The 13,855-nt window shown below is 68.2% G+C and carries 15 protein-coding genes and 1 pseudogene; 8 read left to right on the plus strand and 8 right to left on the minus strand.

The genetic code is table 11. The features are described from left to right. Positions 1 to 36 precede the first annotated feature (36 nt). From AB0C46_RS13175 to AB0C46_RS13185, 3 genes are all read right to left on the minus strand, one after another. Positions 37 to 516, minus strand: a complete 480-nt coding sequence (locus tag AB0C46_RS13175) for a hypothetical protein (RefSeq protein ID WP_362827895.1) — start codon at positions 514 to 516, stop codon at positions 37 to 39. A 124-nt stretch (positions 517 to 640) separates the two neighbouring features. After that, the gene (locus AB0C46_RS13180; protein ID WP_362827896.1) at positions 641 to 811 is read right to left on the minus strand and encodes a hypothetical protein; all 171 of its coding nucleotides are present in this window, start codon (positions 809 to 811) and stop codon (positions 641 to 643) included. 698 nt (positions 812 to 1,509) lie between these two features. Continuing rightward, positions 1,510 to 1,899, minus strand: coding sequence for a hypothetical protein (locus AB0C46_RS13185; protein ID WP_362827897.1), 390 nt, complete (start codon positions 1,897 to 1,899; stop codon positions 1,510 to 1,512). 27 nt (positions 1,900 to 1,926) lie between these two features. Between AB0C46_RS13185 and AB0C46_RS13190 the strand changes: the two genes are divergently transcribed. Together AB0C46_RS13190 and AB0C46_RS13195 are read left to right on the plus strand one after the other, a co-directional pair. Continuing rightward, entirely contained in the window at positions 1,927 to 3,324 is a 1,398-nt protein-coding gene (locus tag AB0C46_RS13190; protein WP_362827898.1) for a M20/M25/M40 family metallo-hydrolase, read from the plus strand. Positions 3,325 to 3,344: 20 nt separating this feature from the next. Beyond that, positions 3,345 to 5,384, plus strand: a complete 2,040-nt coding sequence (locus AB0C46_RS13195) for a M36 family metallopeptidase (protein WP_362827899.1) — start codon at positions 3,345 to 3,347, stop codon at positions 5,382 to 5,384. A 298-nt stretch (positions 5,385 to 5,682) separates the two neighbouring features. Here AB0C46_RS13195 and AB0C46_RS13200 read toward each other — a convergent pair whose 3' ends face one another. Together AB0C46_RS13200 and AB0C46_RS13205 are read right to left on the minus strand one after the other, a co-directional pair. Then, the gene (locus AB0C46_RS13200) at positions 5,683 to 5,961 is read right to left on the minus strand and encodes an antibiotic biosynthesis monooxygenase (protein WP_362827900.1); all 279 of its coding nucleotides are present in this window, start codon (positions 5,959 to 5,961) and stop codon (positions 5,683 to 5,685) included. Next, a complete protein-coding gene (locus AB0C46_RS13205) occupies positions 5,958 to 6,206 on the minus strand; it encodes a hypothetical protein (protein WP_362827901.1) in 249 nt (82 codons plus the stop codon). Before AB0C46_RS13205 ends, AB0C46_RS13200 begins: the two co-directional genes overlap by 4 nt. 56 nt (positions 6,207 to 6,262) lie before the next feature. On the opposite strand from AB0C46_RS13205, the gene AB0C46_RS13210 reads away from it, so the two are divergent. The 3 genes from AB0C46_RS13210 (at position 6,263) to AB0C46_RS13220 (ending at position 8,633) form a co-directional block, all read left to right on the plus strand. Then, complete coding sequence (locus AB0C46_RS13210; RefSeq protein WP_362827902.1) at positions 6,263 to 6,871, plus strand: TetR/AcrR family transcriptional regulator; 609 nt, start codon at positions 6,263 to 6,265, stop codon at positions 6,869 to 6,871. Between the two features lie 275 nt (positions 6,872 to 7,146). Then, a complete protein-coding gene (locus AB0C46_RS13215) occupies positions 7,147 to 8,004 on the plus strand; it encodes a calcium-binding protein (protein WP_362827903.1) in 858 nt (285 codons plus the stop codon). A 260-nt stretch (positions 8,005 to 8,264) separates the two neighbouring features. Further along, positions 8,265 to 8,633 carry a low affinity iron permease family protein gene (locus AB0C46_RS13220; RefSeq protein WP_362827904.1) on the plus strand — a complete coding sequence of 123 codons (369 nt, stop codon included), beginning with the start codon at positions 8,265 to 8,267 and terminating at the stop codon, positions 8,631 to 8,633. Positions 8,634 to 8,759: 126 nt separating this feature from the next. Here AB0C46_RS13220 and AB0C46_RS13225 read toward each other — a convergent pair whose 3' ends face one another. Continuing rightward, entirely contained in the window at positions 8,760 to 9,893 is a 1,134-nt protein-coding gene (locus AB0C46_RS13225; protein ID WP_362827905.1) for a glutathione-independent formaldehyde dehydrogenase, read from the minus strand. 173 nt (positions 9,894 to 10,066) lie between these two features. Here AB0C46_RS13225 and AB0C46_RS13230 point away from each other — a divergent pair, with 173 nt between their 5' ends. Continuing rightward, positions 10,067 to 10,258 (plus strand): hypothetical protein, encoded by a 192-nt coding sequence (locus tag AB0C46_RS13230; RefSeq protein ID WP_030931808.1) that lies wholly within the window; start codon positions 10,067 to 10,069, stop codon positions 10,256 to 10,258. 147 nt (positions 10,259 to 10,405) lie between these two features. Here AB0C46_RS13230 and AB0C46_RS13235 read toward each other — a convergent pair whose 3' ends face one another. Next, positions 10,406 to 11,302 (minus strand): SDR family oxidoreductase, encoded by an 897-nt coding sequence (locus tag AB0C46_RS13235; protein ID WP_362827906.1) that lies wholly within the window; start codon positions 11,300 to 11,302, stop codon positions 10,406 to 10,408. Positions 11,303 to 11,717: 415 nt separating this feature from the next. Between AB0C46_RS13235 and AB0C46_RS13240 the strand changes: the two genes are divergently transcribed. Beyond that, complete coding sequence (locus AB0C46_RS13240; protein WP_362827907.1) at positions 11,718 to 12,956, plus strand: cytochrome P450; 1,239 nt, start codon at positions 11,718 to 11,720, stop codon at positions 12,954 to 12,956. A gap of 28 nt (positions 12,957 to 12,984) precedes the next feature. On the opposite strand, the pseudogene AB0C46_RS13245 reads toward AB0C46_RS13240, so the two are convergent. Then, a pseudogene (locus AB0C46_RS13245) lies at positions 12,985 to 13,137 on the minus strand (protein phosphatase); the annotation flags it as partial. Positions 13,138 to 13,437: 300 nt separating this feature from the next. On the opposite strand from AB0C46_RS13245, the gene AB0C46_RS13250 reads away from it, so the two are divergent. Continuing rightward, positions 13,438 to 13,764, plus strand: coding sequence for a plasmid stabilization protein (locus AB0C46_RS13250; protein ID WP_362827908.1), 327 nt, complete (start codon positions 13,438 to 13,440; stop codon positions 13,762 to 13,764). The last annotated feature ends 91 nt before the right edge of the window (positions 13,765 to 13,855 follow it).

Here is a 13,855-nt window from a genome sequence, read left to right on the forward strand (position 1 = left end):
CATACGGGCCACCGGCTCGATCCGAACGACGCGCCCTTAGGTGTGTTGTTCAGGCAGGTTGGTGACGCCATCCCGTTCGGCCAGCTTCTTGAGGGTCAGGAGCTGTTTGCGCATCATGACGACATCACCCCAGGCGAGAAACCTGCGGCGGAGTCTCTGGGCGAGGGACCCCTTGGCCTCGACTACGACCTTCACCACCAGGCGGCAGCCGCTGTCGAGCGGGCGCAGGGTGTAGCTCACCGCCATCTGCCCGTGCTGTTCGGCGAGCTGGGGCGGGAGCACGCCGGTGAGGTGCGTGTCGGGCTCGAAGTCCGCGATCTCGAACACGAGGAGCGGCTGTCCCACGGCCAGTTCCGGTAGCCCCTCGACAAGGGTGTGGGGGCTCTTGCGGCCGCGGAAATCGATCCAGTCATAGCTGTACGGCGCGATGGTCAACTGCTGTAGCCAACGGAAGACGAGGCCGGCCGGCGCCGATACGTCAATGGCCCGGGTCCACCCCTCGGTAGGGGCCGCCACGAGGCGATCGCACGGATAGGGCGCTTCCCGCTCAGCGCGGGTGGCGCCCCAGACTCTTCCTGACAGGTCCATGCCGCGATCCTACGGGAGCGCCCGCTCCCCGGCCGCGGCCGGTCACCGAAGATCAGTTGTGGCCGAACTTCCGCTGGGCCTTATGGGCGACGTGCTTCGACATCGACTGCTCGGGCTCCTGCGGGGCCGATGCCTTCTCCTTCCCCTTCGCCTCCGCGGCGGCACTGCGTTCATGGCCGCCGGTGCGGGCGCCGCGGTTCTGCCGGCTCTGTTTCTTGCCCACGATCGTGCCTCCTGGCGGATCTCGAACGATGAACCGGTTCCAGACTTGCATGCGCGTACGAAGAGTGCATTTCGGGCGGGCGGTGGATGCCGACAGCCGGAAAACGGGGTCGAGGCGGGCGTGATGAACGCGCTGGACGTGAGGAAGGAGGCGGAGAAAGGGGCAGAGCGCGCCCGGTTGGTGAGCGGGGGCTCGATCATGGCTCTGCCTCCGAGGAAACGTCGCCTGACGATGCGTCATGCGACCTATGTGATCAACAGCGGGGACGCGTGCAGGGGGCGACGGACGGGAGGATCGGCGCCCACCGGCCGAGAGGGGCGGGCGGTATCAACGAGCCGGGGGACAGGGGGAGTTGACGCAGCGAGCCAGAGGGCATGAGACTCCCGTCGTGGGCGCGGGAGTGGACGTCCGACTCGGGATGCGAGAACGCAGCACCCCACGGACAATGGAAAGGGCGGGGCCTTCGTAGCAGCGCGCACGCAGCCGCAACCCGCCTTGCACGCCCCGCGAGTACGGGGCCTTGGTCCGGGGCATCGCGGAGCCCGGTCGGGGGCGCGCTCTTTCCCGGAGGCGCCGAGATGCCTGTGCTTTTCTTCGACATCGGTGACACGCTCGCGGACGCGAGCTTCGGGGCCGATGGTTCTCTGACTCTCCGCCCACGGCCCCGTGTTCTCGAAGTTCTCGATGTTCTCGACACGTCAGCGGGCATGCGGAAAGGCATTATTTCGAACCCGGGCACCGGGGAGGCCGCGCGCGCCCGCGCGGTGGCGGCGTTGCACGCGGCCTTTGCGGGCCGTTTCACGGATGACGGCCTCCTTCACTGGGGCGCCAAGACCACCCGGGGGATCTTCGACGGCGCGGTGGCGAGCGCGGGCGTCGGGGCCGATGACTGCGTCTTCGTGGGCGAAGACCCGGATGAGCGCGCCTTCGCACGCGAAGCCGGAATGCGAACCGCCGCTCACCCGGTTTTCACGCTTGCCGCCGTCGAGGGCCGCCCGGTGTTCTGGGCACGAATCGATGTGCCGGCGCACCGGAGCCTGGCCGACCTTGAAGCGATCGCGCAGGCCGGTGAAGTCGTTCCGGTCCATGTGGCCTCCGCCCGGCTCGTCCTCGTCATGGCGACTGCGCAGGGGGTGGGCGCACTGGAGCAGGGCGGGTTCACAGCCGACCTCCGTGGTGAGGTGGCGGAGACCATCGCCTTTCTGATGCGCGATGACCGCCCGGTTTCCCTTCCGGAGGCGCTCACAGATGTCTCGGCGCCGGCCAAGGCAACAGCGGAAGCCGCCATGCGCGCCGCGGCGGCATACGCCTTCATCGCGAGCGCACTCGACGGGCCGAAGCCGTCGGTCGCCTCTCTCGGCCCGGCTCCGGGCGGCGTCTATGTCGCCGCCGCGGCCGGCACCCCCATCGAAGACCTGCACATCGCGGAGGCGAAACCCGGGCACACCGAACGCCTGCTTCCCGACCCGGCTCTCCTCTCCCGGCCGGGAGAGGACCAAGTCGAGGGATTCGCCGACGAGTTCGCGAACGGGGTGCCCTCTCCGGAGACCATCGCCGCGGTGCGTACGGCCATCACCCCGGCGGCCATGCGCGGCCACGTCGCCCGTATCTCCGGCTTCGCCCCGCTCGTCGAGGGCGAACCGCTGAAGGTGCGCAGCCGCGACGCGGCGAGCCCTGACAACGCCCTTGTGGTCAGCGCACTCGCCCGCCGGCTGCAGGACCTCGGCCTGACGGTCAGGCGCCATGAGTTCTCGTGGCGGGGGCGCAGGCTCTCCAACGTCGAAGCGGAGTTCCGCGTCGCGGCAGCGGACTCCGCCGTGCTCGTCACGGCACATCTCGATTCGACTGCGGCCAGGGGCGAGTTCTTCGACAGCAGCGGCCGGCCGCGCCCCTATGACCCGGCCATCGACCCGGCACCCGGCGCCGACGACGACGGGAGCGGTACGGCGGCGGTCCTGGCCGCGGCCGAGTGCCTGAGCGCGATGATCGCCGACGGCCGGGCACCGGCACGGACGCTGCGCTTCGTCCTCTTCAATGCCGAGGAGCAGGGCCTCGTCGGCAGCAAGGCCTATGCGCGTGCGGCGGCCGCGGCCGGAGACCGGATCGTCGGCGTGCTCCAGATGGACATGATCGCGGGCTTCCAGGGCGGCACCCGCACGATGGAGATCCACACGGGTTCGTCGGTCCCCGGACCGGTCGTAGGTGCCTCCGACGCGCTCGGGGGTCTCGTCGCCCAGGCCGCCCCGGCGCTCGCAGCCGACTTCTCGCTCCAAGCGCTCACGGGTTCCGGCGACCCGGCCGCCGGGCGGAGCGATCACGCCAGCTTCCATGAACGCGGTTGGGCAGCCGCCGCCGTCTGCGAGAACTTCTTCGACGACAGCGCGCCCGCGACCGGCACCCGGCAGTACCACAAGCCGGGCGACACCCTGCTCGACGACGACCACGACACGGACTACGCCGCCGCGATCGCCCGCACGGTCGCGGCGGCGGCACTCACTCTCGCGGGCCTGTGAACCCCGACAAGGAGCACGCCATGAGCGTAATGATCGACAAGCGGAACAAGAGCTACGACCGCTTGGCCAGCGTCGCCGAAGCCGATGCCTTCCTCGACGACACCGAACGGGTGGCGGCAGAGGTCGACCACACCCTCGTGGCGGACCGCAGCAAGGTGAACCGCTTCACCGGGCATCTGACGGAGCTGCGGGTGGCCGGTGCGCCTGGATTCACCGCCACGGACGAGTCGGTGGCCATGCCCGACGCCGGCTATATCGCCCAGGCCAAGCAGTACGTCGCTTCGGTTGCCGAGGCGATCGGCTTCGCGGCCGGCGAGCCGGCGGAGTTCGAGGCCGACCCGAATGTGACGACGACGAGCGAGGGCATGCGCGTCGTGAGCCTGCAGCAGGTGCTCAACGGCATCGAGGTGTGGGCCATGGCACCCAAGGTGTGGCTGCTCGAGGACGGCACCGTCGACCGGGTCATCGGCGACACGGTGAGCACACCTGCGAACCTGCCGGCCAAGCCGGTGGTCCCGGCCGAGGTGGCGCTGCGGGTGGCGGCCGCGAAGGCCGCCGAGCCGAGCACGCTCCACGGAGTCTTCGGCAACGACGAACTCCCGCGTCTCGACGTGTCGGACGGCTTCGAGCGCCTGTCGCACCAGGCACGGAACGATCAGCCGATGACGTTCAGCAAGGGACCGTTCGAGGAAGCCATCCCGGCCCGGCTCGTCTACCTGTACATGGGCGATGATGCCCGTCTCACCTGGATGTTCACCATTTCGAGAGAGAAACTGGCCGCTCAGTACCACGCCTTCGTCGAGGCCGACGACCGGACCCGCAATCCGAACGAGCCCGAGATCCTCTACTTCTACGACACAGTCCGGCACGCGATCGCGGGACGCGTCTTCCAGCGGAACCCGGCCGAGAGCACCTTTGACACCGTCCCGTTCCCGCTGCCGGCCGACGGCTATCCGACCGCGGTATCCGCGGGACTGCCCGCCGACTTCCCGCTGCCCTGGGCAGAGACCCACAACGGGAAGGTGTCGACCGAGGGCAACAACGTACGCGCGCTCAATGGGAAGACCCGCCGCCCCGTCGAGGTCACGGTCGATGCCGCGGGCAACAGCCTCTTCGATCCGGCGCAGGACAGCCCCGAGCAGTTCGTCACCAACATCTTCTACTTCTGCAATTTCGCCCACGACCTCTTCATGATGCTCGGCTTCACGGAGGACCAGGGCAACTTCCAGACCACGAATGTGACGGGCCTGGGGAAGGGGGCGGACCCCGTCCGGGCCCTCGCGCACCCGGGGTCGGTGTTCGGGACGGCCAACATGGCCACCCGGGCCGACGGCCTGGAAGCCGTGATGAACATGGGGCTGGTCACCGACACCGGCCGCCACACGGCCGACGACTTCGACGTCGTCCTCCACGAGTTCTGCCACGGGGTGTCGAACCGTCTCGTCGGCGGCCTGTTCGACGCGAACGGTCTCGACGAGGACCAGTCGGTCGCGATGGGCGAGGGCTGGGGAGACTATTTCGCCCTCACCACCAGGAACTTCTCGAACACCCAGGAGCGCGCCGTCGTCGGAAACTGGGTGGTCAACCAATCGAGAGGCATCCGCCAACGGCCCTACGACGCGCAGTACCCCGGCACCTTCGGAGACATCGGCAAGGGGCCGGGCGAGGTCGCGGGCACCGGCAACGGCGATCTGACCTACCAGGAAGTCCATGACGTCGGCGAGATCTGGTGCGCGGCCCTCATGGAACTGACCCGCAAGGTCACCGCCGCGCTCGACAACAAGGAGCGGGGCTACCGGGTGACGTGGCAGGCGGTCGTCGACGGCATGAAGCTCACCCCGAAAAACCCCTCGTTCCTCGTGGCGCGCGATGCAATCCTGCGGGCCTTCAAGGCGATGAAGGGCGGAGCGCTGACCAGCACCGAGTACACAGTGGTCCGGAACGCCGCCTGGAAAGCCTTCGCACGGTACGAGATGGGCTTCGACGCCTTCTGCCCGAACGCCACCTTCACAGGGTGCCGGGGTGGCACGGCGATGCCGCCGGCCGGGAGTGAGGACTAGCGTCGGGTGCGACACCGTCACTCCCACGGTGGTCATGGCCGTGGTCCGCAGTCTGCTGTGGGATCTCACCGCCACCGCCACCGCCACCGGCGACCACCACCGCACCGCTCGTGCGCTGGACCGCTTCGCTGAACTCCTCGGGCAGTGAGCACACCAGAGTCTGGGCCATGAGCAGGACACACCGTTGAGCCCGCTCGCCCGATGGGTCGTGCGGGCGAGCGGGTCTCCGCGACGGGCGGCGGGCGGCTTCAGAAGTGTGGGAAGTGCCGTTGCTGCGCGTCGAGATGGGGGAGTGGGATCAGCACGCCGTGAGCCGGACGATCTCGCGGGGGCGTGATTCGCGCTCGTCATAGGCGAGGTCCAGTCCTGCCGCCTCGACGACGGCGAATGACGTGGCGAAGGCTTCCTCGGACTCCCATTGCACAATCGAAATCACCGCGTCGGTGGACTCCCAGCAGTCAGCTGAAAGACATCCCGGCGTCCGCAGGAACACCTCGCGGACCTGATGGACCCGCGAGATGAACTCCGCACGATAAGCAGCGTGCGGATAGTGGCTCGCTACCATTCCTACCTTCATGATGCTCTCCTTGGCGTTGCTCGATGGTGGTCGTGTCTGTCCTGGTTGGCGGGGGTGGCGGACAGCGTGACATCGGCGAGCGCGATGACCTCGGCGGGCTCACTCAGGGCGTGCTCGCCCGCCAGCCGCAGTGCAGGGCCGAGCAGTTCGAGCAGAGAGGAGCCTTCGGGTAACGCATGGATCAGCTGGCCGTTGAGGATGCCGGCCCGGTCGCCGTCAGCCGAGGCGTAGGTGACGAAGCGCAAAGCAACCCCCTATGTCGGTCAGCATAGAATATTATTGCTAGCACAGAGGAGGTGGCGTGACAACGCGACGAGAGCAAACCAGCCACGAGAGCAGTGAGCTGATCCTCCGGGCGGCGGCGGAGCTGTTCGCGGCGAAGGGCTACCGGCAGACCACGTTCGCCGACGTGGCCGAGCGGTCCGGAATCAGCCGGGGATCGATCCCGTGGCACTTCGGCAGCAAGGAAGGTCTCCTGCTGGCCGTCCTCGAACGTTCGGTGGACCTGATCCGCGCCGGACTCGTCGAGGGGCCGGCGGAGTTGGTGGAGCCGGAGGAGGAGGTGGCGGCGGGGTTCGACCGCCTGATGGGGGGTGCCGACGCCCTGTTCGCGCAGCCCACCACCAAGCTCTTCGTCACGCTCCTGGTGGAGGCGCTGGAACCGGGCTCGCCGATCCACGGCCGCTACGTCGAGATCCACAACACCCTGCGCGACCACTGCAGACGATGGCTGGAACGACTGCCGCTGCCGCCCGGGCTGTCCGCCGAGATCTTGGCCGTCACGATCATCGGTGCCGGGATCGGCATTCACCAGCAGTGGCTGCTGGCGCCCGACCGGGTCGACCCCGAACAGTCGCTGGCCGCGCTGCGCACGCTGGTGGCGGGGGCGGTGCTGCCGGCCGGGGAATGAGAACTTGGCGGCGACGGCAGCCCCGAGGCCACGTGGGGCGACAGGCGCACCGACGAGGAGTGCAACGGCCCGCGCATCAGTACCCCTTGAGCTCCGAGGGTCCTGGAGGGCTGGTCGGCCCCACCCATGACAGGCATTCACGAAAACTTCACGCAGGTGTACAACCATTCACATCTGTTCAGGGTCTGGTCTTCCGGAGTCAGTGGACTCCAGACCGATTCGGGTCCCGTCGACCGCGTCCCACGCCGCGGGGCCCCTTCCCTTTCGAGGAATTCATGCGCACTCGAGCCACTGTTGCCGCACTGTCCGGCGCCCTGGCCCTCTCCGCCCTCGCTGTCCCGACTGCACAGGCCGCGGACAATCCGGGCGCCCGCGCCGTCAAGGCGCAGCTCTCGCCGTTCACCGCGAAGTCTCCCGCCAAAGCCGTGGCGGACGACGGGCGGGGCGACACCAAGATCACGAACGTCACCGTCAACGGCGGCAAGGACATCGTCGTCGGCACCAGCCTGAAGAAGACGTACACCGTCTCGGTGACCGCCACCGACCCGGCCGGCATCTATGACGGCTATGCGTTCCTGTGGCACGGCACCGACCTGAAGACCGGTGTCGACGGCGCCATGACCCCGAGCGTTGACCACGGCACCTGCAAGACGGTCAATGCCACGACTGCCACCTGCTCGGTCACCCTCGTTGCCGACCCGGCGTCCACCGTCTACGGCAACATCCTCGCCGGCCGGTGGCACGTGTTCGCGTCCGCCGTGGGCAAGGACGGCGACTACATCACCAAGGACACCTACAAGTCCTCCTGGGTCAAGCGGGCGTCGCGGCTGACCACCAACGCCACGCCGGAGCCCGTGACGAAGAACAAGAACCTCACGGTCACCGGCGCCCTGACCCGCGCCAACTGGGACAGCGACAAGTACGCGGGCTACACCCAGCAGTCCGTGCAGCTGCAGTTCCGCAAGAAGGGCGCCGACAGCTACAGCACGGTCAAGACCATCAAGTCGGACAGCCACGGCAACCTGAAGACGACCGTGAAGGCTACCGCCGACGGTGACTGGCGCTATGCCTTCGCCGGTACGTCGACGACCTCGTCAGTGACCTCCACGAGCGACTTCCTCGACGTGAAGTAGACCGTGCCAGGGGGGAGTTCGGCCCCTTGATGTGACAAGCGCCGACCGCCCGGAACCGACGAGAAACCGGTCCGTTCCGGGTGGTCGGTGCCATCGCGGCTGCTTCCGCCATTGAGCTTCTCGATGCCGGCGCGCAGGAAATCTAAGAGGTCCTGGCGCGCCCGGCGGCACGGCTGGATGCGTCGCTGTTGAAGTGAAAACCTTGGCGCCTTCGGCATGGCGCTGTCCACCATGGCGATTCCATTGAGTATCCAGGTGCCATGACTCTTCGTCACCCTGTGGAGCGGGGCGGAACGCGACGCGGACGGTTCGCCGAACTGGCCGGAAAGTCCTCGCATTTCACCAGCTCGCCCGCCTTCTTCGTGGTCTGCCTCGCTCTGATCGCACTGTTCCTTGCCGTCCATTTCGCACATCTGTCGCTGGAATGGCAGCTGCTGGCGGGGGACTTGATGACCGCAGTGACCCTGCTCCTCCTTGCCTTGCTGAAGAATTCCGAGCTCCGCGCGGAACATGCGATCCAGCGGAAACTCGACGCCCTGGCGGCCGCCCTGCTGGAGTCCTTTGAAGACCAGGGTGGCCAGGCGGCGAAGGATCTCGAGAAAGTGATCCGTATGGAAGAGGAGACGTAGCACCGCGCGGACGGACGATTTTCTCCGGGCGGGCCGCGTGTGGCCGGCGCGACGGCGGGCAAGGCGCTGTCCCGTCGGCCGCCTCGGCCGGTACGGCGGCGCGGCCGACGGGGTTTCTCGCGAGATCTAGGGATGCAGGACGACCTTGGTGTACCCCTCGATGCGCTTGTCGAACTTGTCGTATGCCGAGGGGGCCTGGTCCAGGGGCAGGTCGTGCGAGACGACGAAGCTCGGCTTTGCCCGGCCCTCGATGATCATGTCGCGCAGGAACCGGTTATAGCGCTTCACGTTGCACTGCCCGGTACCCATCCGCAGGCCCTTCTCGAAGAGCTTGCCGATCGAGACCAGGAGCATGCCCCGCCTGGCCTGCTCGTCCGGGCCGCCGGGATCCGCCGGTACGTACAGTCCCGGGACGCCAAGAGCACCGGTGGCCCGGACCGTGTCGACGAGCGAGTTCAGCACGGTCGCCGGTTCCTCGCGTGCCGCGCCGTGCGCCATCGCCTGGTAGCCGACGGCGTCCACGCCCTTGTCCGTGCCGACGCCCTCCGTCTGATCCTTGATCTGCTGCACCGGGTCGCCCTCGGCGAAGTTGACCGGGACCGCGCCGATCTCCTCGGCCTTTGCCAGCCGCTCGGGCACCCGGTCCACGACGAAGACCTTGCTCGCGCCGCGCAGCAGCGCCGAGTAGGCGGCCATCAGGCCGACCGGCCCGCCGCCGTACACCGCGACCTTCTCCCCAGGGCGTACCTGGGCGAGTTCACAGCCGTGATAGCCGGTGGGGAAGATGTCGGCGAGCAGGATGAAGTCGGTCTCGTGCTCGTTTCCCGGTGGCAGCTTCAGGCAGTTGAAGTCGGCGTAGGGCACGCGCAGATATTCGGCCTGGCCGCCCGACCAGGGTCCCATGGCGACATAGCCGTAAGCGCCGCCCGCGAATCCCGGATTGACGGTTTGACAGAAGCCCGTGAATCCCTCGACGCAATTGTCGCAGAATCCGCAGGCGACATTGAAGGGCATGACCACCCGGTCACCCTCCTTGAGGGAGGTGACGCCCTGGCCGAGCTCCTCGATGATTCCCATGTTCTCGTGCCCGAAGACGATGCCCGGCTCCGCTGCCGTACGCCCTTCGTACATATGCAGGTCCGAGCCGCAGATCGCGGTGGAGGTGACCTTTACGATCGCCTCGTTGGGATGCTGGATGCCGGGCTTGTCGACATTCTCGACCGCCACGGTGAAAGGTCCTTTGTAGACGACGGCTTTCATTTGCTGCCACCTCCCGCTCAGCGAAGAGTGCGCATGGTTTCCCCGCCCCTTTGACGTGAGCTATCACTCATGATTCTCCGGTCTGCTGGGCGGGGCAAGCCGCTAATGTGAGAGGGAATATCCACTCTGGTATCGCAATGTCGCACCGAGAAACGAAAGAGGGAGGGCGGCACGTGGCAGCACAGCGACTCGGGACCTTGCTCGTCCCGGTGCCCGGCCTGTCCGGCACCACGTACCCGCCTGGAACTACGGTTACTGTCCGTGGTCGCGGGGCGACTGTCGATGCATTCGTGAACGGTGACTGGCTCCCCCTGTCATGGTGGGAGTTCTCCGACGGCCTCCGTGAGGACATCGCCGACCGCTGACCCGGGCTGCGTGCGATATGCCTGTGCAGTCCCCTGACCGGGGCAGGGCGCGGTATGCCCGGCGAGCCAGAGCCAGAGCCAGAGCCAGAGCCAGAGCCAGAGCCAGAGCCAGAGCCAGAGCCAGAGCCAGAGGCTTGGTGGATGCTGCTACCCGCCGTGTGTCCCCTGCCCACTGGCCGTCCGGTCGGAGCGGCCACCGGAGCCGAGGAGCCCGGTGGCGTCGAAGCGGACCCGTTCGGCGAGCCGGGGCAGTTCCCGCTTGGAGATCCAGGCGACCAGCGGTGGCAGCAGGGGGCGGACCGGCTGTGCGAGGCGCAGCCATGAGGGTGTGTAGACGGTGGGGGAGCGGCGTTCGATCGCGGTCGTGATGCGTGCGGCGACCTTCTCGACGGGGTGGACGCGCCGGGCAGGCGGCGGCATGTGGGCGCGCAGTTCCCGGAGTACCCCGTGCTGGTCCGCATCGCGGATCATGTCGGTATCGGTCCAGTTCAGGTAGGCGATGCCGACACCGACTCCTTGGTGGCCGAGTTCCGCACGCAAGCACTGGGCGAAGGACTCCACGCCGGCCTTGGAGGCGCAGTACGCACTCATCATGGGCGCCGGTCCGAAGGCGGCCGTCGAGGCGATCTGCAGGAAGTATCCGCGCGTGGCCAGCAGGCTCGGAAGGAAGGCCCGTGCAGTAATCGCGCTGCCGATGAGGTTCACCTCGATGACCCGCCGCCAGGTGGCCGGATCCGATGTGGGGAACGGGCCTCCCTCGGCCACACCGGCGTTGGCAACGACTACGGACGGCCGGCCGATGCGGTCATGAATCCGGGCGGCCACGCGGTCCATCGCCGCGTCATCGGTGACGTCCACCTCGAAGGTGTGCGCTTCGACGGGGAGCGAGTCCGCCAGTCGAGCGAGCGTCTCCTCCTCCCGGCCGAGGACCACGACCCGCGCACCGTACCGGGCCAATTCCCGGGCAATGCCCGCGCCGAGCCCGCGGGCGGCGCCCGTCACCACCGCGAGCCGGCCCGTCAAGGGCGTCGTCTTGTTCCCCACGTCGTACTCCGAGGCAGAAGGGACAGTGGCCAAGCCGCAGGCATCCCTCCAGCCGGCCCGCTCGGGAACGGGGGAGAGGTGTGATCACCATAGGCGCGGCCGGGAACCGCCGCGCGGTCCGGCAGGCCGATGATGCCTGACGCCCCGTCCGCCGGCTCCCGAAGGCGCGGTCGCCGGCCAGGGCCGTTCGGTTCACCGGCCGGCGACGTCAGGCAACCGTCAGGCTGCTGACCGGTGCGGGTCAGCGGCGCCGGATCTTCTTGAGCCACGACACCGGACCGACCGCCGTCCGTCGAGCCGTCGGCCCCCGGCGGAGTTGACGGCCACCCCCTCGGCGCTCCGCGACCGCCGCTGCCCGCTCCCCGGTGCCGTGAACACCGACAGTCGTACACCCACCGAAAGCCAGGAGCTTCCCATGGCCCATCCCGCACTCGACCCGATCCCGCTGCCCCGCGACCGCGATCATGTGCTCCGGCCGGTGCGCGAAGTGCCCCGTCTGCTGAGGGAAGAGCCCGTCCGCAAAGTCCGCTTCCCCAACGGGATCGACGCCTGGCTGGTTTCCCGGTACGAGTACTTCTGCGCGGTGACCAGTGACCCCGCCCGGTTCAGCAGCCGCAAGGACGAGACGGAACCGCAGAAGCGACAGATCTCCCGGCCACCGGTGAACCAGCCGGCCGCGTTCAACCGGTCCGATGGCGAGCAGCACCGGCACTACCGTCGAAAGCTGACCAAGGAGTTCATGGTCAAGCGCATTGCCGAGATGCGGCCGCATATCCAGCGCATCGTCGATGAACATCTCGACGACGTGGCACGCCATTCCACACCGGTGGATTTGGTGAGCACCTTCACGCTGCCGGTGCCCTCGCTCGTGATCGCGGAGCTGCTCGGCGTGCCGTACGGGCACCGGCAGGCATTCCAGGACGCGGCGAGCACCTCCATGAGCCTCCACGCGACCGCCGCCGACGTCCAGCAGTCCTTCGCGAAGCTCGGCGAGATCCTTGGGCGGGTGTTCGACGCCAGGTCGAGCGATCCCCGCGAGGACCTGATCAGCCGGCTACTGCACGAACAGCGGGACCTCGACCGTGAAGAGCTGACGATACTGTGCATCGGGCTGCTGATAGCCGGCCACGAAACGACGGCGAACTTCGCCGGTCTGGCGATCGCCACACTGCTCCAACAGCCCGACCAGCTGGCGAAGTTCACCGCACATCCGGAGAGGGCCGGGCAGTCCGTCGAGGAGCTCTTGCGCTGCCTCATCGGCATCGAGGGCGGAGGCGGCCTCATCCGCCGCGCCGTGGAGGACGTCGAGATCGGCGGGCAGCTGATCCGCGCCGGAGAGTGGGTCGCGGCCAGTATGGCCGCGGCCAATCTCGACCCTGCCCTGTGCCCCCACGCCGACCAGCTCGACCTCGACCGCGCCCCGGTCGCCCACGTCTCGTTCGGCTACGGCCCGCATGCGTGCCTGGGCCAGAACCTTGCCCGCGCCGAGCTGGAGATCATGCTCGTCAGCCTGTTCTCCCGCTTCCCCGACCTGCGGCTCGCCGTACCCGTCGAGGACCTGCCGTTCCGCGACGACATGCTCGTCTACGGCGTCCGCGCGCTGCCGGTCACCTGGGGCGCACGGAACGGCGAAGCCCCCGTCACAACCGGGTGATGATCACAGCGATGGCGTCGCGGGCGCCGCCGTCCGCGTGTACCAGGACCGGGGGCGGATGACCCGCGCTGCTGTGGATGATCAGGCGGCTGCGGGGTTCCACCAGCGCTTTGACGGTGGTGGTGTTCAGTGCGCCCTCGACCGATCGGGTGTACAGCCCCAGCACCTCCAGTGCCCGGGCGATCCGCGCCCCGCCCCGTCCCGTCCTGTCCCGCCCCGTCCCAGCCCAGCTCGCCCCGCCCCGGCCCGCCCCGCCCCTGCCCGGCTACGCAATGGCGGACCGGGCTCGCACGCCAAGGGGGCCGCGCCTGCGTCCTCCATCTGGCTGTGCAGACGCTGCCTGGTCGGCTCTCTCCTGTCGCGCACGGCTCCCATTGGGAGTGGAGTGGTAGATGCACAGCCGCAGCCTGTGGATGCGCCGGGCTGTGGGCACGCGACATTCAGCACACGCAAGACGCCTCACTCGACAAGGAGCTGCATCATGCCGGCAGGTTCGGACAAGAAGCGTGAGCGGCAGTACGAGCACATCAAGGAGAACGCGCTGGAGCACGGCGTCTCCAAGAAGCGCGCCAAGGAGATCGCCGCGCGCACGGTGAACAAGGAACGCGCACGCGCCGGGGAAGCGAAAACCGCGAGCAAGGCCTCCCTCCGCGACCCCAAATCCGCCTCCCAGCGCGGCGGCGAACGTTCCCACAGCGGGCCGCAGGGCCCGACGAAGGACCAGCTGTACGAGGAGGCCAAGAAGAAGAACATCGACGGCCGCTCCCAGATGAACAAGGAAGAGCTCCGCAGAGCCGTGGGCCGCTAGATGAATGAGTCCGATGTTCTCAGTGGTCGTAGGCGGTCAGGGATCGTTTGGCTGGGGCTCCGGTGGTCCAGTTGTGCCAGATGGCGGTTGC

The sequence above is a fragment of the Streptomyces sp. NPDC048637 genome (genome assembly GCF_040650675.1).
Taxonomy (GTDB): Bacteria; Actinomycetota; Actinomycetes; order Streptomycetales; family Streptomycetaceae; genus Streptomyces.

Bases quoted from the DNA above. Each gene is read 5' to 3' on its own strand.
- AB0C46_RS13185 (WP_362827897.1), bottom strand. From the start codon at position 1,899: ATGGACCGGAACGACTTCACCGGCCTGCGCGATCGCTTCAAGGTCGGC.
- AB0C46_RS13195 (WP_362827899.1), top strand. From the start codon at position 3,345: ATGAGCGTAATGATCGACAAGCGGAACAAGAGCTACGACCGCTTGGCC.
- AB0C46_RS13240 (WP_362827907.1), top strand. From the start codon at position 11,718: ATGGCCCATCCCGCACTCGACCCGATCCCGCTGCCCCGCGACCGCGAT.
- AB0C46_RS13225 (WP_362827905.1), bottom strand. From the start codon at position 9,893: ATGAAAGCCGTCGTCTACAAAGGACCTTTCACCGTGGCGGTCGAGAAT.
- AB0C46_RS13215 (WP_362827903.1), top strand. From the start codon at position 7,147: ATGCGCACTCGAGCCACTGTTGCCGCACTGTCCGGCGCCCTGGCCCTC.
- AB0C46_RS13250 (WP_362827908.1), top strand. From the start codon at position 13,438: ATGCCGGCAGGTTCGGACAAGAAGCGTGAGCGGCAGTACGAGCACATC.
- AB0C46_RS13220 (WP_362827904.1), top strand. From the start codon at position 8,265: ATGACTCTTCGTCACCCTGTGGAGCGGGGCGGAACGCGACGCGGACGG.
- AB0C46_RS13200 (WP_362827900.1), bottom strand. From the start codon at position 5,961: ATGAAGGTAGGAATGGTAGCGAGCCACTATCCGCACGCTGCTTATCGT.
- AB0C46_RS13190 (WP_362827898.1), top strand. From the start codon at position 1,927: ATGGCGACTGCGCAGGGGGTGGGCGCACTGGAGCAGGGCGGGTTCACA.